This is a genomic window from Streptomyces sp. MAR4 CNX-425, assembly GCF_048656465.1.
Classification (GTDB): domain Bacteria; phylum Actinomycetota; class Actinomycetes; order Streptomycetales; family Streptomycetaceae; genus Streptomyces.
Map to the genome: position 1 here is coordinate 956144 of NZ_JBMDLF010000002.1, position 24056 is coordinate 980199.

Here is a 24056-nt window from a genome sequence, read left to right on the forward strand (position 1 = left end):
GGATCCGGGGGCGTGCGTCCTCGATGAGGATGAGGCCGCCTTCCCTCTTCCAGGGGCCTCCGCCCTACCCTGGGCGCATGTCCACGACGACGGCGGGTGACGGGCGGCGGCCGCTGGTGGCGGTGCTCAGCGGGGCCGGGATCTCCACCGACTCCGGTATTCCCGACTACCGCGGGCCGAACGGGGTCTGGCGGCGGGATCCGGAGGCGCAGAAGCTCGTCACGTACGAGTACTACATGGCCGACCCCGAGATCCGGCGCCGGTCCTGGCTCATGCGCCGCGACGGCGCCGCCCGCGGCGCCCGGCCCAACGCCGCGCACACCGCCGTCGCCGAGCTGGCCCGCTCCGGCACGCCGGTGCGGGTGGTCACGCAGAACGTCGACGGGCTGCACCAGCTCGCGGGGATGCCCGAGCGCAAGGTGCTGGAGCTGCACGGCTCGTCCCGTACCGCGGTGTGCACCGCCTGCCCGTGGCGCGGGCCGATGGACGAGACGCTGGCGCGCGTGGCGGCCGGGGAGGCGGATCCGGCGTGCCGGGAGTGCGGCGGGATCCTGAAGTCGGCGACGGTGATGTTCGGGCAGCCGCTCGACCCCGAGGTGCTGGCCACGGCGGTGGCGGTGGCCGAGGCGGCGGAGGTGTTCCTCGCCGTCGGCAGCAGCCTCCAGGTGCAGCCGGCGGCGTCGCTGGCGGGGCGGGCCGCGGCGGCGGGGGCCCGGCTGGTCGTCGTCAACGCCGAGCCCACGCCGTACGACCACCTCGCCGCCGAGGTGGTCCGCGAGCCGATCAGCGAGGCGCTGCCGCCCCTGCTGGCCCGGCTGTGACCGCCTTGTCCCGCGACCCCGACATCAGCAGGGTGTACAGGATCAGCGACGTGCCCAGGCCCACCGCCCAGCCGTAGTCGGCGAGCGGCTTGAGGAACGGGATCAGCCCGTCCTCCGGGTACGGGCCGGACGCGCCCGCGTCCGTGTGGGAGCCGCCGACGGCCAGCAGGCCGCCGGCCGCGAAGGCGACGACGCCGCGCCAGTTCCAGCCGCCCGCGTACCAGTACGCGCCGCCGCGGCGGTACAGGCCCGGCAGGTCCAGCACCGTGCGGCGGACGAGCCAGTAGTCGGCGATGAGCACGCCGGCGACCGCGCCGAGGAGGCCGCCGTAGGTGCCGAGCCAGACGAAGATGTAGATGTCCGGGTTGGCGATCAGCTCCCACGGGAACATCAGCATGCCCGCGGTGCAGGCGATCAGCGATCCGGTGCGGAAGGTGATGGCCCGGGGCGCCAGGTTGGACAGGTCGTACGCGGGGCTGACGAGGTTCGCCGCGACGTTCGTCGTCAGCGTGGCGAGGAGGATGACGAACAGGGCGAAGGCGATGCCCAGTTCGGTGTCCATCCGGGCGGCCAGCTCCGCCGGTTCCCAGATGGGCTTGCCGTAGACCGCCTGGGAGCCCGAGGTGACGAGCACGGACAGCAGCGCGAACGCGGCCATCGTGGTGGGCAGTCCGAGGGACTGGCCCCAGATCTGGGCGCGCTGGCCGGCGCCGAAGCGGGTGAAGTCCGGGATGTTCAGCGAGAGCGTCGACCAGAAGCCGATCATGCCCATGAGGGCGGGGAAGAACTTCTCCCAGAAGTCGACGCCCCAGCCGAGCTGCGACGGCTCGTCGAGCAGCGGGCCGAGGCCGCCGGCCTGGTCGGCGATCCATATGAGCAGGGCGACCGCACCCGCGAGCATGAGCGGGGCGGCCCAGGTCTCCAGCTTCTTCACCCCCTCCATGCCGAAGAGGATGACGCCGACCTCGATGAGCCAGAAGAGGACGAAGCAGAGCCACTGCGGCCACGGGTAGCCGCCCCACGAACCGGCCTCGGCCCACCAGCTGCCGGCTCCGAATATCTTCCCGGCCAGGAAGTAGATCGCCTGGCCGCCGATCCAGGTCTGGATGCCGAACCAGGCGCAGGCGACGACGCCGCGCAGCAGCGCCGGGAGGTTGGCGCCGACCACGCCGAAGGAGGAGCGGGCGAGGACGGGGAACGGGATGCCGTACTTGGGGCCCGCGTGGCCGGTCAGCAGCATCGGGAGCAGCACGATGACGTTGGCCAGGGCGATGGTGAGGACGGCCTGCTTCCAGTCCATGCCCAGCGCGATGAGCCCGGCGGCGAGGGTCCAGGTGGGTACGTTGACCGCCATGCCGACCCAGAGGGCGGCGAAGTTGTACGTGGTCCAGGTGCGCTGCGCGGCGGGGACGGGGACCAGGTCGCCGTTGGCGTAGGGGCTGCCGGTGAGGTCGTCGGCGGGGGAGAGCTCCACCCTGTCGCCGGCGGCCGGAGGCGGGGGGTACGGGGATGCTGCGGCGTCGTGGACCATGGGTTCTCCCTCAGGCCAGCGCCGGGATGACGTGTCTCCCGTACGCGTCGACGGTGGACTCCTTCGCGTCGTGCATCGCGTAGATCGCGAACTGGTGCACGCCCAGCTCCCGCAGCCGGCGCAGCTTCTCCACGTGTGCCTCGACCGGGCCCAGGATGCAGAAGCGGTCCACGATGTCGTCGGGGACGAAGTCGGTGGAGGGGTTCCCGGCGCGGCCGTGGTGGGAGTAGTCGTAGCCCTGGCGCTGCTTGACGTACGCCGTGAGCGCCTCGGGGACGACGTCGGAGTGCTCGCCGTAGCGGTCGACGAGGTCGGCGACGTGGTTGCCGACCATGCCGCCGAACCAGCGGCACTGCTCGCGCGCGTGCGCCAGCGCCTCGGGGGTGCCGTCCGTGACGTACGCGGGGGCGGCGACGCAGACCGTCAGGTCGTCCGGGTCGCGGCCGGCCTGGGCGGCGGCGGTGCGGACGGCCTTGACCATGAACTCGGTGAGGTACACGTCGGACAGTTGGAGGATGAAGCCGTCGGCGACCTGCCCGGCGAGGGCCAGCGCCTTCGGCCCGTACGCCGCCATCCACACCGGCAGGCGGCCGTTCTCGACCCACGGCAGCGTCAGCGTGGTGCCGGCCTCGCGGTCGACGACGGCCTCGCGGCCCTCGGCGAGGTCGCGGATGACGCGGATGGCGTCGCCGAGGCGGGCCAGGGTGTTCGGCGGGCGGCCGGCGACGCGCATGGCGGAGTCGCCGCGGCCGATGCCGCAGACGGTGCGGTTGCCGTACATCTCGTTGAGGGTGGCGAAGGCGGAGGCGGTGACCTCCCAGGCGCGGGTGCCGGGGTTGGTGACCATGGGGCCGACGGTGAGCCGGTCGGTGTGCTCCAGGATGCGGCTGTAGATGACGTACGGCTCCTGCCACAGGACGGTGGAGTCGAACGTCCAGCCGTAGCGGAAGCCGTTGCGCTCGGCGCGGCGCATCAGGCCGACGACGGCGGAGGCGGGCGGGTCGGTCTGCAGCACGAGTCCGAAATCCATTTCGGCCCCCTTTGAGGAACGGTCTCTACAGGAACTGGCAGGTGCCGCGCGGAATGTACTGGCCGTGTCCCGCGCGGCCGGTGAACTCCCGGCCGTCGAGGACGGTCTCGCCGCGGGAGAGCACGGTCTCGACCCGGCCGGTGATCTCCTTGCCCTCGTACGCCGAGTAGTCGACGTTCATGTGGTGGGTGGCGGCGGAGAGCGTCTGGCGGGCCTCGGGGTCGTAGATGACGATGTCGGCGTCGGAGCCCGGGGCGAGGGTGCCCTTGCGGGGGTAGAGGCCGAACATGCGCGCGGGGGTGGCGCAGGCGATGTCGATCCAGCGGCGGCGGGTGAGGTGGCCGTCGAGGACGGCCTGGTGGAGGAGGTCCATGCGGTTCTCCACGCCCGGCAGGCCGTTGGGGATCTTGGAGAAGTCGCCGCGGCCCAGTTCCTTCTGGTCCGTGAAGCAGAAGGGGCAGTGGTCGGTGGAGACGACCTGGAGGTCGTCGGTGCGCAGGCCGCGCCAGAGGGCGGCCTGGTGCTCGCGGGGGCGCAGGGGCGTGGAGCAGACGTACTTGGCGCCCTCGAAGTCGGGCTCGGCGAGGTTGTCGGTGGACAGGAAGAGGTACTGCGGGCAGGTCTCGCCGAAGACGGGCAGGCCGGCGTCGCGGGCCTGCGCCAGTTCGGCGACGGCCTCCTCGGCGGAGACGTGCACGACGTACAGGGGGCTGCCGGCGACCCGGGCGAGCTGGATGGCGCGGTGCGTGGCCTCGGCCTCCAGCAGCACCTTGCGCACCTCGCCGTGGTACCGCGGGTCGGTCTTGCCGGACTTGAGGGCCTGTTCGACGAGGACGTCGATGGCGATGCCGTTCTCGGCGTGCATCATGATCAGCCCGCCGTTGCCGGCGGCGCGCTGCATGGCGCGGAGGATCTGGCCGTCGTCGCTGTAGAAGACGCCGGGGTAGGCCATGAACATCTTGAAGGAGGTGACGCCCTCCTCGACCAGGCCGTCCATCTCCTTGAGGGTGTGCTCGTTGACATCGGAGAGGATCATGTGGAAGGCGTAGTCGACGGCGCACTGCGCGTCGGCCTTCGCGTGCCAGGCGTCCAGGCCCGCGCGCAGCGCCTGCCCCTGCTTCTGGACGGCGAAGTCGACGATGGTGGTGGTGCCGCCCCAGGCGGCGGCGCGGGTGCCGGTCTCGAACGTGTCCGAGGCGAACGTGCCGCCGAAGGGCAGCTCCATGTGGGTGTGGGCGTCCACCCCGCCCGGGATGACGTACTTGCCGGTGGCGTCGATGACGGCGGCGCCGGCGCGCCAGCCGGCGGCGGCGTCGCTGCCGTGCGCGGCGAGGGCGGCGACGCGGCCGTCCTCGACGAGCACGTCGGCGTGGATCTCGTCGGCGGCGGTGACGACCAGCCCGCCGGCGATGACTGTACGGCTCACGGCCTCTGCTCCCTTCCGGTGACGCGACGTCACCAGGGGTCTACACCCGTAGAGTCGAGCTGCGTGCGAAGACGGTAGAAGCATGGCACCGCGCGCGGCAATACCGCGGCAGCCACCCTTCGGGGCCGCGTGGCGAGGGCCGTACGCGCCGATCGTGCGCACCGCACGCCGTACCGGTGCGTACTTCACGCCCTGTTCATGACAGCGGTGACTACTGCCGGCGCCCGTCCGGCTGCCATCCTTCCTGAGCGCAGCCGAAGAGACGGCCTTGGGGGGAAATGGACAAGCGATACGAGGCGTTCTGCCTGGCCGACGAGTATTTCTACGAAACTCCGGACCGACTGACCGGCGCCGCCGAAACCAGGGCCGGGTATTTTCCCGTCGCCCGCCGCGAAACCCCCGAGGGGTGGATCGACGCGTGGTCCGGCGACTGGCGCCAGTTGCAGCCGCTGGAGGATCGCGCCTGGCCGGAGCAGGGGTGGAAGATCCACGTCTCGGCCCGCCTCGACAACGCCGACCGGGTCGGCACGCGTGTCTGGGATTACTGCGTGCCGCGCGGAATTCCCTTCAAGTTCGTACCGGGAAAGCAACTCCTCTATCTCCGCAACTCGAAGTACGCCAGCCGCACGATCAGCGGAAAGTTCGCCACGATCTACCCCGGCGACGACGAGATGCTGCACGCCGTACTGCGGGAGCTGGGCGAGCAGCTCGCCGCGGAGGAGGGCCCGTACATCCTCACCGACCTGCGCTGGCGGAACGGGCCGCTGCACGTGCGCTACGGCGGCTTCGCGCCGCGCTACTGCGTCGGCGCCGACGGCGCGCTGGTGCCGGCGGTCGAGGGGCCGGACGGCACGCTGATCCCCGACCGCAAGGACCCGGCGTTCACCGTGCCCGACTGGGTGACGCTGCCCGGATTCCTCGCACCCGAACTCGCCGCGCGCAACGCCACGACGACCACCGGCCTGCCGTACCGCATCGAGCGCGCCCTGCACTTCTCCAACGGCGGCGGCGTCTACGCGGGCACCGACCTGCGCGACGGCGCGCAGGTCGTGCTCAAGGAGGCCCGGCCGCACGCCGGGCTCGCCGCCGACGGCGCCGACGCGGTGGCCCGGCTGGAGCGGGAGAAGTCCGCGCTGGAGCGGCTGATCGGGCTGGGCGTCGCGCCGGGCGTCCGCGACTGGTTCGAGCTGGGCGGGCACCGCTTCCTGGTCATGGACTTCCTGCCCGGGCGGACCCTCAACTCCTTCTTCGCGGAGCGGCACCCGCTGCTGGCCGACCGGCCGGACCCGGCCGAGGTGGCGTCGTACACCCGCTGGGCGGTGCGGGTGCACGGGGCGGTGGAGCGGGCCGTCGCCACGGTGCACGGGCGGGGGCTGGTCTTCAACGACCTGCACATGTTCAACATCATGGTCGCGCCCGACGAGGACGACCCCGCGGTGGCGCTGGTCGACTTCGAGGCGGCGGCGCCGGTGGACGCGGGGCCGCGGCAGATCGTGGCGCACCCCGGGTACGTCGCGCCGGCCGGCCGCGAGGGCTTCGCGATCGACCGCTACGCGCTGGCCTGCCTGCGGATCGCGCTGTTCCTGCCGATGACGACGCTGCTGGCCGTCGACCGGCGCAAGGCGGCGCACCTGGCCCGGATCGCGGCGGAGCAGTTCCCCGAGCTGCCGGAGGAGTTCCTGCGGGAGGCGGTCGAGGAGATCGCCGGCGGACCGGCCGCGGGGACCGCCGGCGCCGGGGCGTCCCGGCCCGCCGCGGCGGCGGCGGGACCCGGCGCGAGACCCGGCGCGGGGGCCGCCGGGCCGCTGCTGCCGACCGAGCCTGACGACTGGCCGCGCAGCCGCGCGGCCATGGCCCGGGCGCTGGCCGCGTCCGCGACCCCCGGGCGCGACGACCGCGTCTTCCCCGGCGACGTCGCCCAGTTCGGCGACGGCGGCGGCCTCGGGCTCTCCTTCGGCGCCGCGGGCGTGCTGTACGCGCTGGCCGAGGCCGGCGCGCCGCACAGCGAGGCCGGGGAGGAGTGGCTGCTGCGGCAGACCGCGGCGCCCCCGCGCGGCACCCCGTTCGGGCTGTACGACGGGCTGCTCGGCGTGGCGTACGTCCTGGAGCGGCTCGGGCACGGCAAGCGGGCCCTCGACCTCACCGCGCGGGTGCTCGCCGAGAACTGGCACGGCCTCGCCGCACACCTGCACGGCGGGCTCGCCGGCGCCGGGCTGGTCCTCGACCACCTCGCGACCGCCTGCGGCGAGCCGTCCCTGCACGACCACGCCCGGCGCGCCGCGACGCTGCTGGCCGAGCGGCTCGCCGCGGCGGACGCCGGGCCGGCCGGGGGCCCTGCCGGCCCGCGGCCGGGCCGGGGCGGCGAGCGCGCCGGTCTGCTGCACGGCTGGACCGGCCCGGCGCTGTTCTTCCTGCGGCTCCACGAGCGCACCGGCGACCCCGCCCTGCTGGACGCCGCCGCCCGCGCGCTCCGCCGCGACCTCGACCGCTGCCGGGTCGACCGCACCGGCGGCCTCGTCGTCGACGAGGGCCACCGCACCATGCCGTACCTCGGCGACGGCAGCGCGGGCATCGCGACCGTCCTCGACGACTACCTCGCGCACCGCGACGACGCGGACTTCGCCGAGGCGCGCACCGCGGTGCTGCCCGCGGCCCGTATGCGCTACTACGCCCAACCCGGCCTGTTCCAGGGGCGGGCCGGGATGCTGCTGCACCTCGCCCGCACCGCGACCCCCGGCGTACGCCCCGGGGACCTCGCCGCCCAGGCCGCCGCGCTCTCCTGGTACGCCCTGCCGTACGGCGGCGGGCTCGCCTTTCCCGGCGACCAGATGATGCGGCTGTCCATGGACCTGGCCACCGGAACCGCCGGCTGCCTGCTCGCGCTCGCCGCGGCGCAGCCCGGGAGCGGCGCCGGCCTGCCCTTCCTGCCGCCCGCGCACCGGCGCGGACGCCAGGCGGACCGGCCCCACGACGGGGCCGGAGCACCTGCACCATCCGGCAAGTACCCGAAGTAACCGAGCCCACCAAGGAGAGATCATGGCGCTTCTCGACCTGCAGGCCCTTGAGGCAGCCGAGCAGTCCGGCGGCGGCGACAGCAGCCTGAGCCTGCTGTGCGGCAAGCACAGCTCCCACAGCGTGCTGCTCTGCCTCTGACCGTCCCGCACAGAGGCCCCGGGCGCCCACGACGGCGCCCGGGGCCGCGGGCTCCCGGCGCAGAGGGCTGACGACGGGAGGGGCCGGACGGCGGGGCGGCGGAACGGAGAGGCATGGGGCAGGATGGAGAACCGGCGGGCGGGACGCGGCGGCTGCTGGTACGGGCCGGGCGGCACAGCGGTGCGTACGCCGCCGCGCTCTGCCTGGTCACCACCGCCGCCGCGGGCGCGGCCCTGGCCCTGCCCGCGATGCTCGGCGTCGCCCTGGACCGGCTGCTCACCGACTCGCCCGGCGCCTCCCGCGCGCTCGCCCTGTGCGCCGCGCTGACCGCGGCGGTCATCCTCCTCGACGCCGCCGAGACCGTGCTCAACGGCGTCACCACCGCCCGCACCACCGCCTGGCTGCGCCGCCGTCTGCTCGGCGCCGCGCTCGCCACCGAGCCGCGGCACGCCGCCGAGGTGGCCACCGGCGACCTCGTCACCCGCGCCACCGGCAACGCCGCCCACGCCGGCGCCGCCCCGGCCGCCGCCGCCTCCGCGCTCGGCGCGCTCCTCACCCCGGTCGGCGCGTTCGTCGCGCTGGCCGTCATCGACCCCTGGCTCGCCGTCGTCCTCGGCGTCGGCACGCCCGTCCTCGTGCTCCTGCTGCGCGCGTTCGTCCGCAGCGCGGGCGACTGCGTGGCCCGCTACCAGGAGGCGCAGGCCGCCATCGCCGCACGGCTGGCCGAGGCGCTGGCCGGCGCGCGGACGATCGCCGCCGCGGGCACCGTCGGCCGCGAACGCAGCCGCGCGCTGGGCCCGTTGCCGGAGCTGAGCCGGCACGGCCACCGGATGTGGCGCGTGCAGGGCCGCGCCACCGCGCAGGCGGCCGTCGTCGTGCCGCTGCTGCAACTCGCCGTCGTCGCGGTGGCCGGGCTGCGGCTGGGGGCGGGCCGGCTGAGCGTGGGCGAGCTGCTGGCGGCGGGCCGGTACGCGATGCTCGCCGGCGGCATCGGCGTCCTCGTGGGCCACGTCAACACCCTCGTACGCAGCCGGGCGGCGGCGCGCCGGCTGACACCGGTGCTGCGGCTGCCCCCGATCCCGTACGGGCCGGACGCCGCCCCGGCGCCGGGCGCCGGCGGCCGGCTGGAGCTGCGCGGGGTCACGGTGCGGCGCGGGGGACGGGCCGTGCTGCGCGGGCTGGACCTGACGGTGCCCGCGGGCGCGACGGTCGCGGTGGTGGGTCGTTCCGGGGCCGGAAAGTCGCTGCTCGCCGCGGTGGCGGGGCGGCTCACCGACCCGGACGCGGGCCACGTCCGCCTCGACGGCGTACCGCTGGCCGCCCTGGCGCGCACGGAGCTGCGGGCGGCGGTGGCGTACGCGTTCGCGCGCCCGGCGCTGCTCGGCGGCACGGTGGCCGACGCCCTCGCGTACGCCGACGCCCGCACCCCGGTCGCGGCCGACCGCGCGGTCGCGGCGGCGCAGGCCGCCGACGCGGACGCGTTCGTACGGGCCCTGCCCGCCGGCTACGCCACCCCCGCCGCGGACGTGCCGCTGTCCGGGGGCGAGCTGCAACGCCTGGGCCTGGCCCGCGCCTTCGCCCGCGACGCGCGGCTGCTGATCATGGATGACGCGCTCTCCGGCCTCGACACCGCCACCGAACTCCGCATCGAGCGGGCGCTGCTGGCGCAGGCGGGCGCGGACGGCGCCGGCGGCCCGGGGGCCGGGGGCGGCGGGGAGGGCGGTGCCGAGGGGGGTGGGACCGGTGGGACCGCTCCGGGTGCCGTACGGCAGAGCCGGCTGGTCGTCGCGCACCGGGCGGCCACCGCGGCGCGCGCCGACCTCGTCGCGTGGCTGGACGGCGGCCGGGTCCGCGCCCTGCGGCCGCACGCGGAGCTGTGCGCCGAGCCCGCCTACCGCGCCCTGTGGCAGGAGGAGCCCGCCGATGCGTGACCGCACCGCCGCCGCACCGGCCGGTGCGGACCCCGCGCCCGGGCTGCGGGTGCTGGTGCCCGCCGGGCTGCGGTTCCTGCGCCGGCGGCGGCGGGCCGTCGCGGCGGTGGCCGGATGGTCCGCGGTCGAGGCGACGCAGACCTTTCTGCTCGGGCACGCCCTCGCGCGGGCCGTCGACCGGGGGTTCCTGGCCGACCGCCCCGGGGTGGGCCTCGGCTGGCTCGCCGTCGCGGCGGTGGGCGTCGCGGTCGGCGCCTTCGGGACGCTGCGGGTGTACGGGGCGGTGGCCCGGCTCACCGAGGACCTGCGGGACATCCTCGTGCGGCGGGTCGTCACGGGGTCGCTGGCACGCGCGGCGGCCCGGGCGCGGGCCGAGGGGCCGACGGCGGTGTCGCGGCTGACGCACCAGGTGGAGATCGCCCGCGACGGCTTCGCGGGGCTGGTGATGGTGACGCGGTCCTTCGTCGTCACGGCCGCCGCGGCGCTGCTGGGGCTGCTGACCCTGGCGCCGCCGCTGCTGCTCGTGGTGCTGCCGCCGCTGGCGGCGGGGCTGGCGGTCTTCGGCTTCTCGCTGCGGCCGCTGGCCCGCTGCCAGCGGGACTTCCTCGCCGCCGACGAGGCGCTGGCCGCCGGGCTGGGCGCGGTCGTGGACGGGCTGCGCGACGTCGTCGCCTGCGGCGGCGAACGGCGGGCGGGCGCCGCCGTCCGGGCCGGGGTCGACGCCGAGCTGCGCGCCTCGACGGCGCTGGCGCGGTGGGGCACGGCGCGGGACGTCGCCGTGGGCGTCGGCGGCCGGCTGCCGGTGGTCGCGCTGCTGCTGGCCGCGCCGTGGCTGCTGTCGCGGGGGGTGACCGCGGGCGCGCTGGTGGGTGCGCTGGCGTATCTGACGCAGGCGCTGCTTCCGGCGCTCCAGTCGCTGGTCTTCGGCCTCGGCGGCACGGGCGCGCGGCTGACGGTGGTGGCGGGCAGGCTGTACGCCTCGGGCCCCCCGCACCCGGCGGACCGGGGCGGCGGGGGCGACGGCGGCGACGGCGGCGACCGGGGTGACGGGGGCGCGCACGGCCCGGACGACCGCGACGCCGCGCGGCCGCCGGCGGTCGGCACGACCGGGGGCCCCGGGCCCCGTAGCGCCCGGACGACACGGCCGGACGCCACCCCAGCCCCCGGCCCCGCCCCCTCCCCCGCGGCAGCCGGACCCCCGGGCGGCGCCGGTGTCGTGCTGGAGCTGCGGGGGGTGTCGTTCCGCTACGGGGCCCGCTCCGAGGCCGTCATCCGCGGGCTCGATCTCGTCGTACGGGACGGGGAGCATCTGGCCGTCGTCGGGCCCAGCGGCATCGGGAAGTCGACGCTGGCGAGCCTGGCGGCCGGGCTCGTGACGCCCGGGGCGGGCGTGGTGCGCCGGGCCGGGCGGCCCCTGCTGCTGCCGCAGGAGGCGTACGTGTTCGGCGGCACCCTCCGCGACAACCTCACCTATCTGTGCCCCTCCCCCGTCCGCGACGCGGAACTCCACCGCTCCGTGCGCGCGGTCGGCGCGGAGCCGCTCGTGGCGCGGCTCGGCGGGCTGGACGCGCGGCTGCGGCCCGCGGAGCTGTCGGCCGGCGAGCGGCAGCTCCTCGCGCTCGCCCGCGCGCACGTCGCGCCGCCCCGGCTCGCGCTGCTCGACGAGGCGACGTGCCACCTCGACCCGGCCGCGGAGGCCCGCGCCGAGCGGGCGTTCGCGCGGCGGCCCGGCACGCTGGTGGTCGTCGCGCACCGCGTCGCGTCGGCCGCGCGGGCGGACCGGGTGCTGGTGCTGGACGGCCGCTCCGCGCTGGCGGGCACGCACGGCGAACTGCTGGCGCGCTCGCCGTTCTACCGCGAGCTGACCGGTGCGGACACCGGCGGCGCGACCGCCGGCCACCGGCCCGTACCGGCGCACCCCGGGGCCTGACCCGAGCGGCACCCCGGGGCCCCGGGGCCCGGCCGCCGGGTCCCGTCCGCCCCGGCCCCGCGGCCCGGACGGACGGGGCCCGTCAGAGCCAGCCCGCGCTGCCGGCGATGCGGATCGCGTCGACCCGGTTGCGCGCGCCCGTCTTGCGGATCACCGCGGCGAGGTAGTTGCGCACCGTGCCGCCGGCCAGGTGCAGGGCGGCCGCGATCTCGGCGACGGGCGCGCCCTCCGCCGCGGCGGCCAGCACGGCCAGCTCCCTGCTCGTCAGCGGCATGTCCGCGGCCCGCAGGAAGTCGCAGGCCAGCGCATCGTCGACGTACCGCTCACCCGTCGCGACCCGCCGGACGGCGGCGATCATCCGCTCCGGGGCCGAATCCTTGCTGACGAAGCCCCGCACATCCGCCTGCGAGGCGCGCCGCAGCAGCCCCGGCCGCCCCGCCTCGGTGAGGATCACCATCCTTTCCGCGGCGGTGCCCGGAAGCCCGGACCACGCGCCGTCGCCGTCCACCACGCACACCTGCGCCGGCCAGTCGGCCGCCGGTCCGTGCGCGTGCTGCCAGGCCGTCGCGAGTACGTCGAAGTCCTGTTCTCCTCCCAGCAGGGCGGCCAGCGCCGATCTGATGAGCATCGTGTCGTGTATCAGAAGCACGCGGATCACGGAGCCCCCCACGCCACCAGGAAACGAGGCCGACGGGGTCACGGTCGGTCCGCTCATGCATACACGGGGACACCGCTTGTCTGCGCGCGCAGTTCCGGACATCGTGGTGCGTGCCCGGCGCACACCCCGGCGAACAGCCGCCGCGCGCCCCCCTCCGGGCTCTTGACAGCGCCCCGTCGGCCCCGTGGGCGGCAAGGGGGCGGCCACCGGCGGTGCGTGGCCGCCCCCTGGTACGACCGGCTCTCCCGTCAGCCGCCGTCCGTTCCGGCGTCGGCGGCGCGCAGGGCCCGTTCGAGGACGGCCGCCCCCTCCTCCGCTTCCGCGACGGTCAAGGACAGCGGCGGCGCGATGCGCAGCGTCTCGCCGAACCTGCCGCGGCCGACGAGCAGGCCGCCCGCGCGGGCGTGCTCCAGCATGGCGGCGGCGTGGCCCGGCGTGGCCAGCTCGACGCCGATCATCAGGCCCCGGCCGCGTACCTCGCGGACCGAGGCGAGGCCGGCGGTGGCGGCGCGCAGCCGCTCGATGAGCAGGCCGCCGACGCGGCGGGCGTTGCCCTGGAGGTCGTGCTCCAGGAGGTGACCGAGGTTGGCCAGCCCGGCGGCCATGGTGACGGGGCTGCCGCCGAAGGTGGACAGGGAGTTGGCGTCCAGGCAGTTCATGATCTCGGCGCGGGCGACGACGCCGCCGATGGAGGCGCCGTTGCCGATTCCCTTGGCGAAGGTGAGCATGTCCGGCGGGCCGTTCTCGGCGTGTGCCTGCCAGCCCCAGAAGTGGTCGCCGGTGCGGCCCCAGCCGGACTGCACCTCGTCGGTGATCCACAGGATGCCCTCCTCGGCGAGCACCTCGCGGAACGCGGCGTAGAGGCCGTCGGGCGGGGAGGTGAAGCCGCCGACGCCCTGGATCGGCTCGGCGATGAGGGCGGCGACGCCGCGGGTCTGGGACAGCATGTCGCGCAGGTCGGCGACGCAGGCGTCGATGAACGCGGCGTCGTCGAGGTGGGCGAAGGGGCCGCTGCCGCGGACGCCGCCGTGGACGTAGAGGGTCTGGAGCGGGGAGAGGCTGGTGGGCGACCAGGCGCGGTTCCCGGTGATGCCGACGGCGGTGAAGGAGCGGCCGTGGTAGCTGTTGCGCATGGCGAGCACCTGGTTGGAGCCGCGGTACGTGCTGGCCAGCAGCAGCGCCGTGTCGGTGGCCTCGGTGCCGGAAGTGGTGAAGAAGACCCGCGCGTCGGGGATGCCGGACAGCTGGGCGATGCGCTCGGCCAGGTCCACCATGGGGCGGTTGAGGTAGAGGGTGGAGGTGTGCAGGATGCGGCCGGCCTGCTCAGCGACCGCCTTGGTGACCTCCGGCAGGGCGTGCGCGGTCATGGTGGTGAGGATGCCGCCGAAGAAGTCGAGGTAGCGGTTGCCCTCGGCGTCCCAGACGTGCCGGCCCTCGCCGTGGGTGATCTCGATCGGCTCGGCGTAGTAGAGCGCGAGCCAGTCGGGCATGACGGCCCGGTGCCGGGCGAGGAGGTCGCGGTGCGCGCCGCCGCCGGTCCCCGCGCTCACGGCTGCACCAGGCTGTCGTACGCGTCCGGGCGGCGGTCGCGGTAGAAGGCCCACTGCTGGCGGACCTCCTCGATCATGCCGAAGTCGAGGTCGCGCACCACCAGTTCCTCCTCCTTGTCGCTCGCCACGTCGCCGACGAACTGGCCGCGCGGGTCGACGAAGTAGCTCGTGCCGTAGAAGTCGTTGTCGCCGTACTCCTCGACGCCGACGCGGTTGATGGCGGCGATGAAGTACTCGTTGGCGACGGCGGCGGCGGGCTGCTCCAGCTGCCACAGGTAGGCCGACAGGCCGCGGGAGGTGGCCGAGGGGTTGTAGACGAGCTGGGCGCCGCCGAGGCCGAGGGCGCGCCAGCCCTCGGGGAAGTGCCGGTCGTAGCAGATGTAGACGCCGACCTTCCCGACGGCAGTGTCGAAGACGGGCCAGCCGGCGTTGCCGGGCTTGAAGTAGTACTTCTCCCAGAAGCCCTTGACCTGCGGGATGTGGTGCTTGCGGTACGTGCCGAGCACCGTGCCGTCGTTGTCGATGACGACGGCGGTGTTGTAGTAGAAGCCCTCCTGCTCGACCTCGAAGACGGGGACGACCACGACCATGCCGGTCTCGCGGGCGAGCGCCTGCATGCGCACGACGGTGGGGCCGTCGGGCACCGGCTCGGCCCAGCGGTAGTGCTCGGGCTCCTGCACCTGGCAGAAGTAGGGGGCGTTGAAGACCTCCTGGAAGCCGATGATCGCCGCGCCGCGGGCGGCGGCGGTGCGCGCGTGCTCCTCGTGCTTCGCGATCATCGACTCGGTGTCGCCGGTCCACGTCGCCTGGACGAGTGCGGCGCGTACAACGTTGGCCATGGCCTGCTCCTCAGACGGGACGCCGGAGGCTCTACGCACGTAGAAGCCGGGGCAGATGTCTGAACGTAAGTCGCGGCGGTGGCGCTGGCAAGAGCGGCGCACCGAACGGCGGCGGGCGCGGTCCGGCCGGTGCCGCACCGCGGCCGCCCGGGGGTTTGCCGCGGCAAACGCACGTCGGAGGGAACGCGGCCTCGAACAACGATGCGGACGACCGCTAGCATGCCCCGTCATGAGCGAACCGATCCTCGTCCTCGTCTCGGCCGCCGCCGGCCTCGTGGTCGGCGCCGCGCTCGGGTGGTACGCGCGCGGCGCCCTCGGCGGGCGCCGCCACCGGCGCCGGGAGCGCTTCTTCGGGCTGCCCCGCAACTCGGAGGCCCTGGTGGTGGTGAACCGGGACGCCGGCGGCGGGGACTGGAGCGTGGCCAAGCACGACGCGCTCGCCCTGCTGGAGCTGTCCGCGGTGATCAAGTCCTGCGGCGCGCACGCGCAGGTCGTCGCGCAGGACACCGCGCACCAGGCGTTCGGCGACCGCACCGAGTTCTGCGTCGGCACGCCGATATCCAACCGCCGCATGGCCGCACACATGCAGTCGTTGCTGCCGGGCGTACGGATCAACACCGACCCGGAGCCGGGCCCCGACCGCGGCGCCTTCGCCGTCGGCACCGAGCGCTACCGGCTGGACAACGGGGTGACCGAGCACGTCCTCCTCGCCCGGCTGGCCGCCGGCCAGGACGCCAGGCCGGTGTTCCTCTCCTGCGGGCAGCGCTCCATCACCAACCAGGCGGCCATGCGCTACCTGGTGAAGAACGAGAGCCGGCTGAACCGGAAGTACGGCTCCGGCTCCTTCGTCCTGCTGCTGAAGGTCGTCAACTCGCAGTCGTACGGACCGGATGTGGTGGAACTCGTCGGGGACGTGACCAAGCAGGCGCAGACCCCGCTCGCCCAGCCGGCGGGCAAACACGGCAAGTCGTGACCCCCGCCCGTCCCCGTCCCTGTTCCCGTCCCGCGACCTAGGTACGCACACTCCCCCTGAGTACCTAGCCTGTCGGGCGAGCTGCGGGAGAGGAGCCCCGGTATGGGCGACGCCAGGCCGGTGTACCAGCGCATCGCCGACGACCTGCGGGAGCGGATCGACGGCGGCGAGCTGTCCGTGGGGGCGCAGATCCCGTCGCGCTCCCAGCTCAAGCGCGCGTACGCGGCGAGCGACCAGACCGTGGACCGGGCCGTGCGGGTGCTGAAGGCCGCCGGCTACGCCCAGGGGCAGTTCGGCCGCGGCGTGTTCGTCGCCGACCGCAGCCCCGTGGGCAGCCTGCTGCGCAGCACGGGCGCGGTCGACTCCCCCTTCGCCGCCCGGCTCGTCCCCGACGGCGTGCCGCTGACCTGGGAGGCGGTCTCCGCGCCCGCGCCCGCGCCGCGCGAGCCCGCGCGGCGGCTCGGCATCCCGGCGGGCGACCGGGTGATGTGCACCCAGTACGAGTACCTGGCCGACCGCAAGCCGGTGCAGCTGGCCGTCAGCTGGGAGCCGCTGGCGCTCACCGAGGGCACCGACGTGGTCTTCCCCGAACGCGGGCCGTACGCCCGGCGCGGCGTGCGCGGGCGGTTCGCGGCGCTCGGGATCCGGGTGGTGCGGGCCGCGGAGCTGGTCGGCTCGCGATCGGCGACGACGGCGGAGGCGGAGGCGCTGGGCTGCGCGCCGGGGCAGTGCGTGACGACGGTCGAGCGGACGCACTACGACGAGCGCGGCCGGGCGGTGGAGACCTCCGAGGCGGTGGTACGGGCCGACCGCTGGCGGCTGGAGTACGACATCACGTTCACGTAGCGGCGACAGCGGCGGCAGCGGCGGCGGCGACGACGCGCCCGGCGCGGTGCCGTGCGGGCTCAGCCCTCCGCCACCTCGCCGTACATCTGCGACAGCTCCGGCGCGCCGTTCGCCGCCCACCCGGCGCCGATCTCCAGGACGTCCATCTCCCGCCCCGACGACAGCCGCACCACCGGGGCGCCGTCCCCGCCGTCGATCACCCACTCCGCGCCCGGGATCGTGCGCACGACCACCGTGCCCAGGTACAGCCCCGCGTCGCTGCCCAGCCAGGGCGTGATCTCCGGGTCGTCGCGCCAGCCCGGCAGCAGCTGGTCCAGCTCCTCCAGCGACCGCGGGGTGTCGTCCAGCTCCACGCCCGCCGACTCCGCCTGGACGCGCAGCAGTTCGCACTCGCTGAGCAGCTCGGTCACGCCTTCCTGGTCGACCATCGGCGCCTCGTCGGACGTCTGCGGCTCACGCGCGGAGCCGTGCCGTCGGCGCCAGTTGTCGAGGAAGGAGATGTTCATCTCCCCAGCCTCGCATCCGGGCAGGCGGCAGCACCACAGGCGCGCGGGTCCGATTCGCTCACCAGGTGTTTCCCGGCGGGACATCCGGACCGTACGCCCGTGTCCCGCCGGCTTCACCGCGCCCGGGGCGACGGCGACCGGACGGCGGTGCCGTCAGAGGTCGAGGTCGGCGACGACGGGGGCGTGGTCGGACGGGTTCTTGTCCTTGCCCGGGCGCCGCGCCTCCCGGTCGACGTAGGAGTCCTGGACGGCGGCGGTGAACGGCGCGTTCCCGTAGATGTGGTCGATGCGCATGCCCTTGTTCTTCTGGAAGCCGAGCTGGCGGTAGTCCCAGAAGGTGAAGGGGATGTCGTACTTCAGCGCGCGCGGGTAGACCTCGGCGAGGCCGGCGGACTTCTGCAGCTCGACGAGCGCGGCGCGCTCGGCCTCGCTGACGTGCGTGTGCCCGTCGAAGAGGGAGATGTCCCAGACGTCCTCGTCCTTGGGCGCGACGTTGTAGTCGCCGAGGAGGGCGAAGGGGCGCTCGCCGGGGGCCTCTTCCGCGGCCATCGCGCGCAGGGCCTCCAGCCAGCGCAGCTTGTACGCGTAGTGCGCGTGGCCGACGTCGCGGCCGTTGGGCACGTACAGCGACCAGACGCGCACGGGGCCGCAGGTCGCGCCCAGCGCGCGGGGCTCGGTCGCGTCCTCGTACCGGGGCTGGTCGGGCAGGTCCTCGGTGACGTCGGCGAGGCCGGTCCTGGAGACCACCGCGACCCCGTTCCACCGGCCGTCGGCGCGGATGGCCGCCTCGTACCCCAGGTCGGCCAGGGCGGCGCCGGGGAACGCCTCCGCCGTGCACTTCAGCTCCTGGAAACACACCACGTCCGGCGCGGTCTCCTCAAGCCACTGCAGGATGCGGGGCAGCCGGGGATTGATCCCGTTCACGTTCCACGTAGCGATGCGCACAGCCATGCCGACAACCTACCCCGCACCACTGACAGCGGTCCCGGGGAGCCCGTGCCGCCCGCCGGACGGCCCCGGCCGCCCGGGGGATCCCCCCGTTCCGCGCCCGGAGGAGCGCGCGCCTGGAACACTTGAGCAGCGCTCCCGCGGGCGCAGGTCACGACATTCGCGCAAGGAGAGAGATGCCGGGCACGAAGACAAAACTGAAGAGGGCGACCCGGGCCACCGGGCTGATGGGCGGCCTCACCGCCCTGGTGACGGGGTTCGTCGGCGGGGCGTCGGCGCTGCCGGCGGCGGGCGCGGGCGAGTCCCGGGAGAGCGAGGTCCGGATCCGGACGGTGGCCACGGGGCTGAAGAACCCGCGCGGCGTGGCCGTCGACCGGTGGGGCGGCGTGCTGGTCGCCGAGGCCGGGGAGGGCCGGCCGGGCTGCGAGCCCGGCGGCGGGACCCCGTGCGTCGGCCGGACGGGGGCGGTCTACCGGGTCGCCGGCGGGCGGGCGGGCCGGGTCGTCACCGGGCTGCCGTCCGCCGCGGTGACCATGGACGACACCCGGCAGACGGTCGTCACCGGGCCGGTGGACGTGGCGCCGGGCCGGTTCGGCTACGTCGTCCTCAACGGCGGCGGCACGGACGTGGAGTTCCGCGCCGGCCTGGGCCGGGACGCCGCCCGGCTCGGCACCCTGCACCGGGCCCCCCGCGGCCGTACGTACGCCGACCTGGTGGCGTACGAGACGCGGATGGACCCGGACTGGGTGCTCGGCCACGAGTCCACCGAGGCCGAGCCGACCTCGGTGCAGAGCAACGCGTCCCGGCTGGCGGAGACCGGCCGCGGCGGCTACCTGGTGACCGACTCGGCGGGCAACGACCTCCTCGGCGTCTCCCGTTCGGGCGAGATCACCACCGAGGCGGTCTTCCCCGGCGGCACGGCCGGCGGCGAGCGGACCGAGGCGGTGCCCGGCGGCGTGGTCCGCGCGCCCGACGGCACGGTCTACGTCTCCGACATGGGCGGCCTGCGCCCGGGCGCGGCGCGGATCTGGGAGATCGAGCCGGGCCACCGCCCGCACGTGCTCGCCGAGGGGCTGACCGCGGTGAGCGACCTGGGTCTGGACTCCTCCGGCGACCTGGTCGCGCTGTCGCTGACGACCGGCTTCGGCGCGGACGGCGTACCGGAGCCGGGCGCGCTGCACGAGGTGGACACGGACACCGGCGAGGCCGTCGAGATCGCCACCGGGGACCGGCTGATGATGGCGAACGGCCTGGCCGTCGGCCCGGACGACGAGCTGTACGTCACCAACCGCACCGTCGGCACGGACGGTGAGCTCGTGGAGATCACCCGCTGACGGGCGGCGGCCGGGGCGGGTGCCCCGCCCCGGCCCCGCGCGGGCCGGGGCGGTCGCGCCGCCGCCCGGCCCGCGGAGGGCAAAGACGCCCTACAGCGTGAGGCTCGCCCCCGGGTCGAGCCGGATGTGCTCGGCACCGCCGACGCCCGGCCCGGCCGGGCCCAGCATGCGGTCGTAGACCAGCGGCGCGAGGTCGGAAAGCAGCCCGTTGTGGACGTCGACCGCGCGCCGCGGGGCGACCTCGCGGACGTAGTCGATGACCTCGGAGAGCTTGTTCCACGGCGCCATGACCGGCAGCAGCAGCGTCTCGACGGCCCGGTCCGGGACGGTCAGGGCGTCGCCCGGGTGGAAGACGGCGCCGTCGACGACGTAGCCGACGTTGGTGACGCGCGGGATGTCCGGGTGGATCACGGCGTGCAGCTGTCCGTGCACCTCCACCTCGAAGCCGGCGGCGGTGAACACGTCGCCTTCGCCGACGGTGTGCACCCGCCCGGGGAACGCCGCGGAGACCCGCTCCGCGACGCTGCGCAGCGTCCACAGCCGCGCCGCGGGGTTGGCGTCGAGGGCGGCGCGCAGCCGGCCCTCGTCGAAGTGGTCGGGGTGCTCGTGGGTGACGAGCAGGACGTCCGCGCCGACCGCCGCGTCCTCCTCGCTGAACCCGCCGGGGTCGACGACCAGCACCGCCCCGTCCTTGACGAGCCGGACGCAGGAGTGGCCCTTCTTCGTCAACTCCATGATGTCGGTGACAACTCCTCGTCAGTACCGCGTGGTGGACACCGTACGCACCACGAGCTTCTCGGGGTTCGCCTTGTTGACGGCGATGGACACGTCCGGCAGCGAGCCGCCCTGCTTGAGCCGCAGCCCGTGCCAGTCCCCCTTGGTGAAGTCCCAGTCGACGGTCTCCGCCTGCCCGGGGGTGATGGGGTTGAAGCCGTCCCGCAGCCGGGGCAGGGACGTGACGTCGGTGCGCGAGAAGGTGGTCTCCAGGTACTCGTTCACCGACTGCTTCGGGCCGGTGAAGTCGACGTACAGGGCGCTGGCGTGCAGCGAGTTCTCCTCGTAGTAGCGGATGTCCGCGGCGCCGCCGGGGACGGGCACCTGGTAGATGCGGCGCAGCAGCCGCGGCGGCCAGCCGGGCTCCATGTCGTCGTAGGCGGCGCGCTCGGCCTTGTCGCGGCCGCTGTCGCGGCTCACCTGGGTGGAGAACCAGCCGTAGACCAGCGGGATGCCGACGAGCAGGGGGATGGCGAGGTACGCCTTCCAGGAGCGGTTCAGGCGGCGCGGTGGACGTGGGGCCATGTACCCATTGTGTGCCGCGTCGGGCTCGTCCCCGTACGCGGGGCGCTCACCGGAGTCTTGAAGGGTCACTTACCGACCACCTGTGCGAATCGCTCGTAGCGCTCGACGCGCCGGCGGTTTGTCCGGCGGAACCTGCGGGCCACCAGCCGGGCCAGGTCGGCGGCGCCGACCAGGCCGGCGTCGTTGCCGAGGCGGGCCCGTACTATCCGGGCCTCGGGGCGGTAGCCGCGGCCGGTGAGGCTGCGGCCGAAGGCGTCCCGGGCGGGCTTGATGAGCAGGTCGTCGGCGGCGCTGACGCCGCCGCCGACGACGAAGCAGGAGGGGTCGAGTGCCGCGGCGAGGTTGGCGATGCCGACGCCGAGCCACTGGCCGATGTCCTGGAGCAGCTCGGTGCACATCGCGTCGCCCTCGCGGGCCAGCTCGGTGATGAGCGGGCCCGTGATGTCGCCGATGTTGCCCTGGACGCGGTCGATGATCCCGTACGCGACCGGGGACTCGGCGGCGGCCAGCTCGCGGGCCTCGCGGACCAGCGCGTTGCCGGAGCTGTACTGCTCCCAGCAGCCGCGGTTGCCGCACGGGCAGCGGTGCCCGCCGGGCACCACCTGCATGTGGCCGAACTCCCCGGCCACCCCGTACTTGCCGCGCTTGACCTGGCCGTCCTCCAGGATGGCGCCGCCGATGCCGGTGCCGAGGGTGATCATGACGAGGTAGTCCTCGCCGCGGCCGGCGCCGAAGCGCCACTCGGCCCAGGCGGCGGCGTTGGCGTCGTTGTCGACCATCACCGGGACCCGGAGGCGCTCGGAGAGCGCGTCGCGCAGCGGCTCGTTGCGCCAGGACAGGTGCGGGGCGAAGAGCACCCGGCTGCGGTCGGCGTCGATCCAGCCGGCGGCGCCGATGCCGACGGCGTGCACGTCGTGGCGCTCGGAGAGGTCGAGGACCAGCTCGGCGATCACGTCCTCGACGACCTTCGGGCTCTTGGACTTGTCGGGCGTCTCGGTGGTCGCGCGCTCCAGGATGTGCCCGTCGGCGTCGACGACGCCGGCGGCGACCTTGGTGCCGCCGATGTCGATGCCGACGGTGGGCACCCGGGGCGCGGTCAGGTGCGAGCGCCGCTCGCGGTGGCTCACGCTGCGCAGCACGGTGGCGCGGGCGGTGCCCCGGTGCGGTGTCCTCTCGGCGGCGCTCACGGGCGGTCCCCTCGCCCGGGCCGGGGACTCGGCTCGGTGGGTGCGGCTGGTCGCAAGGGGTGACCCCTTCCCCTGTCGGGAGTCGCTGACGTGTGCCGATTCTGCCTCACCGGCCCCCTCCCCCGCACGGCGGAGTGGGGCAGCGGCGGGGGCGCCGGGGCGGCGGGGCGCACCCCCGGGCCCGCCGGGGGTGCGCCGCCGGCGCGCCGCGGGTCAGCCCGCGCGGTCCCGCCGCAGCTCATGGCTGAGCTGCTCCAGCTCGCTGCCGCCGGCCATCTGCCGGGTCAGCTCGTCCAGGTCGATGTCGGCGCGGGCGTGGCTGCCGGCCATGGCCCCGCGCTTGAGCAGGATGAACCGGTCGCCGACGAGGTAGGCGTGGTGCGGGTTGTGGGTGATCAGCACCACGCCGAGGCCCTGGTCGCGGGCGGCGGCGACGTACTTCAGCACCACGCCGGACTGCTTGACGCCCAGCGCCGCCGTGGGCTCGTCCAGGACCAGCACCTTGGCGCCGAAGTAGATCGCCCGCGCGATCGCCACCGACTGCCGCTCGCCGCCGGACAGGGTGCCGATGGGCTGGTCCACGTCCCGCAGGTCGATGCCCATGCGCAGCAGCTCGGCGTGCGTGGTGGCGCGCATCCTCGGCACGTCCAGGCGGCGCAGCGGGCCGCGGCCCAGCGTCGGCTCGGAGCCGAGGAAGAAGTTGCGCCACACGGGCATCAGCGGCACCACGGCGAGGTCCTGGTAGACGGTGGCGATGCCCCGGTCCAGCGCCTCGCGCGGGTTGGTGAGCCGGGAGTCCCGGCCGTCGATGCGGAAGCTGCCGGCGTCGTGCTGGTGCAGCCCCGAGATGATCTTGATCAGGGTGGACTTGCCCGCGCCGTTGTCGCCGAGGACGCAGGTGATCTCGCCGGCGTGCACCTGGAGGGAGACGCCTTCGAGCGCGCGGATGTTGCCGTAGTACTTGCTGACCTCCGCCAGCTCCACCAGGGGCCGGCCGGCCGTCGCCGGCTCCTTCCGGGCCTTCGTGGTCTCCGCCGTCATCTGGCCGCCTCCGCGCGCTTGCGTACCCAGGAGTTGAGGATCGTGGCCAGCAGCAGCATCGCGCCGAGGAAGAACCAGAACCAGTCCGAGTCCCACTGCGCGTAGACGATGCCCTGCTTGGCCATGCCGAAGATCAGCGCCCCGACCGCGGCGCCGACCGCCGAGCCGTAGCCGCCGGTCAGCAGGCAGCCGCCGATCACGGCCGCGGCGATGTAGTGCAGCTCCAGGCCGCGGCCCTCGGCGGACTGCACGACGCCGGAGAACGAGAACAGCAGGTGCATCCCGGAGATCCAGGCCGCCACCGCGACGCCGAGGTAGAGCCCGATCTTGGTGCGGTGCACGGGGACGCCGACCGCGCGGGCCGCGTCCTTGCCGCCGCCGACCGCGAAGATCCAGTTGCCCCAGCGGGTGCGCAGCAGGATCCAGGTCGCCACCGCGACCAGCGCGAGCCACCACAGGATCGTCACCCGCAGCTTGAACGAGCCGATGTCGAGGGACGAGGCGAAGAGCACCCGCGCCGACTCGAAGCCCTGCATGTCGTCGATGGCGTTCGTGGAGACCGTGCCCTGGATCCGCTTGGTGAGGCCGATGTTGGCGCCCCACAGCATCAGGTACGTGCCCAGCGTGATGATGAAGCTGGGCAGCCCGGTGCGGATCAGCATGAACCCGTTGAAGAAGCCGATGGCGAGGGTGACCAGCAGGGAGACGAAGACGCCCACCCAGACGTTGGCGGTCATCTCGTACGCGAACATCGTCGACGTCAGCGCCGCGGACGTGACCAGCACGCCCGCCGACAGGTCGAACTCGCCGCCGATCATCAGCAGCGCCACCGGCACCGCCATGATGCCGATGGTGGAGGCGGCGTACAGGACGGTGTCGAGGCTGGACAGGAAGCTGTCCGCGATGAGGGCGAAGAAGACGAAGACGGCGACGGCGCCGATCACCGAGCCCAGCTCGGGACGGCCGAGGAGCCGGTGCAGCGGGGAGGCGTGCAGCAGGCGTTCGTCCGGCGCCTTGGCGTCCCCCGGAAGGGTGGTGGTCATCGGGGCCCCC

Annotated in this window: 21 protein-coding genes; 8 read left to right on the forward strand and 13 right to left on the reverse strand. The window is 74.8% G+C overall.

The genetic code is table 11. The features are described from left to right. Nucleotides 1-77: 77 nt before the first annotated feature. Nucleotides 78-821, forward strand: coding sequence for an SIR2 family NAD-dependent protein deacylase (locus tag ACHZ99_RS09320; protein WP_420303930.1), 744 nt, complete (start codon nt 78-80; stop codon nt 819-821). Here the strand turns inward: ACHZ99_RS09320 and ACHZ99_RS09325 are convergent. From ACHZ99_RS09325 to hydA, 3 genes are read right to left on the reverse strand one after another with little or no spacing between them, the layout of a single operon-like run. Further along, on the reverse strand, nt 784-2352 hold the full coding sequence (locus tag ACHZ99_RS09325) for an NCS1 family nucleobase:cation symporter-1 (RefSeq protein WP_420303931.1): 1569 nt from the start codon (nt 2350-2352) through the stop codon (nt 784-786). The two genes, ACHZ99_RS09320 and ACHZ99_RS09325, sit on opposite strands and share 38 nt — an antisense overlap. 10 nt (nt 2353-2362) lie before the next feature. Continuing rightward, nucleotides 2363-3382, reverse strand: a complete 1020-nt coding sequence (locus ACHZ99_RS09330) for a TIGR03842 family LLM class F420-dependent oxidoreductase (protein ID WP_420303932.1) — start codon at nt 3380-3382, stop codon at nt 2363-2365. 25 nt (nt 3383-3407) lie between these two features. Further along, nucleotides 3408-4808, reverse strand: coding sequence for a dihydropyrimidinase (gene hydA / locus ACHZ99_RS09335; RefSeq protein WP_420303933.1), 1401 nt, complete (start codon nt 4806-4808; stop codon nt 3408-3410). A 278-nt stretch (nt 4809-5086) separates the two neighbouring features. Here hydA and lanKC point away from each other — a divergent pair, with 278 nt between their 5' ends. From lanKC to ACHZ99_RS09355, 4 genes are all read left to right on the forward strand, one after another. Further along, a complete protein-coding gene (lanKC, locus tag ACHZ99_RS09340) occupies nt 5087-7822 on the forward strand; it encodes a class III lanthionine synthetase LanKC (RefSeq protein WP_420303934.1) in 2736 nt (911 codons plus the stop codon). 22 nt (nt 7823-7844) lie between these two features. Then, nucleotides 7845-7961, forward strand: a complete 117-nt coding sequence (locus tag ACHZ99_RS09345; protein WP_420303935.1) for a SapB/AmfS family lanthipeptide — start codon at nt 7845-7847, stop codon at nt 7959-7961. Nucleotides 7962-8074: 113 nt separating this feature from the next. After that, nucleotides 8075-9892, forward strand: coding sequence for an ATP-binding cassette domain-containing protein (locus ACHZ99_RS09350; protein WP_420303936.1), 1818 nt, complete (start codon nt 8075-8077; stop codon nt 9890-9892). After that, nucleotides 9885-11822, forward strand: coding sequence for an ATP-binding cassette domain-containing protein (locus ACHZ99_RS09355; RefSeq protein WP_420303937.1), 1938 nt, complete (start codon nt 9885-9887; stop codon nt 11820-11822). Before ACHZ99_RS09350 ends, ACHZ99_RS09355 begins: the two co-directional genes overlap by 8 nt. An 82-nt stretch (nt 11823-11904) precedes the next feature. Here ACHZ99_RS09355 and ACHZ99_RS09360 read toward each other — a convergent pair whose 3' ends face one another. From ACHZ99_RS09360 to ACHZ99_RS09370, 3 genes are all read right to left on the reverse strand, one after another. After that, nucleotides 11905-12480: a LuxR C-terminal-related transcriptional regulator gene (locus tag ACHZ99_RS09360; protein WP_420303938.1), complete on the reverse strand. Its 576-nt coding sequence runs from the start codon at nt 12478-12480 to the stop codon at nt 11905-11907. Between the two features lie 248 nt (nt 12481-12728). After that, entirely contained in the window at nt 12729-13970 is a 1242-nt protein-coding gene (locus tag ACHZ99_RS09365) for an aspartate aminotransferase family protein (protein WP_420304034.1), read from the reverse strand. Between the two features lie 56 nt (nt 13971-14026). Beyond that, nucleotides 14027-14869 carry a nitrilase-related carbon-nitrogen hydrolase gene (locus ACHZ99_RS09370; RefSeq protein ID WP_420303939.1) on the reverse strand — a complete coding sequence of 281 codons (843 nt, stop codon included), beginning with the start codon at nt 14867-14869 and terminating at the stop codon, nt 14027-14029. 229 nt (nt 14870-15098) lie between these two features. Here ACHZ99_RS09370 and ACHZ99_RS09375 point away from each other — a divergent pair, with 229 nt between their 5' ends. Then, the gene (locus ACHZ99_RS09375) at nt 15099-15842 is read left to right on the forward strand and encodes a hypothetical protein (protein ID WP_420303940.1); all 744 of its coding nucleotides are present in this window, start codon (nt 15099-15101) and stop codon (nt 15840-15842) included. Between the two features lie 102 nt (nt 15843-15944). Continuing rightward, on the forward strand, nt 15945-16688 hold the full coding sequence (locus ACHZ99_RS09380) for a GntR family transcriptional regulator (protein WP_420303941.1): 744 nt from the start codon (nt 15945-15947) through the stop codon (nt 16686-16688). A 59-nt stretch (nt 16689-16747) separates the two neighbouring features. On the opposite strand, the gene ACHZ99_RS09385 is transcribed toward ACHZ99_RS09380, so the two are convergent. Further along, nucleotides 16748-17194 (reverse strand): DUF6278 family protein, encoded by a 447-nt coding sequence (locus tag ACHZ99_RS09385; protein WP_420303942.1) that lies wholly within the window; start codon nt 17192-17194, stop codon nt 16748-16750. A 153-nt stretch (nt 17195-17347) separates the two neighbouring features. Beyond that, nucleotides 17348-18139: an exodeoxyribonuclease III gene (locus tag ACHZ99_RS09390; RefSeq protein WP_420304035.1), complete on the reverse strand. Its 792-nt coding sequence runs from the start codon at nt 18137-18139 to the stop codon at nt 17348-17350. Nucleotides 18140-18318: 179 nt separating this feature from the next. Between ACHZ99_RS09390 and ACHZ99_RS09395 the strand changes: the two genes are divergently transcribed. Next, complete coding sequence (locus ACHZ99_RS09395; protein WP_420303943.1) at nt 18319-19476, forward strand: ScyD/ScyE family protein; 1158 nt, start codon at nt 18319-18321, stop codon at nt 19474-19476. 90 nt (nt 19477-19566) lie between these two features. Here the strand turns inward: ACHZ99_RS09395 and ACHZ99_RS09400 are convergent, their stop codons facing one another. From ACHZ99_RS09400 to ACHZ99_RS09420, 5 genes are all read right to left on the reverse strand, one after another. Further along, nucleotides 19567-20211 (reverse strand): MBL fold metallo-hydrolase, encoded by a 645-nt coding sequence (locus ACHZ99_RS09400; protein ID WP_420303944.1) that lies wholly within the window; start codon nt 20209-20211, stop codon nt 19567-19569. A gap of 21 nt (nt 20212-20232) precedes the next feature. Further along, complete coding sequence (locus tag ACHZ99_RS09405) at nt 20233-20775, reverse strand: hypothetical protein (RefSeq protein ID WP_420303945.1); 543 nt, start codon at nt 20773-20775, stop codon at nt 20233-20235. A 65-nt stretch (nt 20776-20840) separates the two neighbouring features. Next, nucleotides 20841-21962, reverse strand: a complete 1122-nt coding sequence (locus ACHZ99_RS09410) for an ROK family glucokinase (RefSeq protein WP_420303946.1) — start codon at nt 21960-21962, stop codon at nt 20841-20843. Nucleotides 21963-22175: 213 nt separating this feature from the next. Further along, entirely contained in the window at nt 22176-23003 is an 828-nt protein-coding gene (locus ACHZ99_RS09415) for an ATP-binding cassette domain-containing protein (RefSeq protein WP_420303947.1), read from the reverse strand. Further along, on the reverse strand, nt 23000-24046 hold the full coding sequence (locus ACHZ99_RS09420) for an ABC transporter permease (RefSeq protein ID WP_420303948.1): 1047 nt from the start codon (nt 24044-24046) through the stop codon (nt 23000-23002). Before ACHZ99_RS09420 ends, ACHZ99_RS09415 begins: the two co-directional genes overlap by 4 nt. Between the last annotated feature and the right edge of the window lie 10 nt (nt 24047-24056).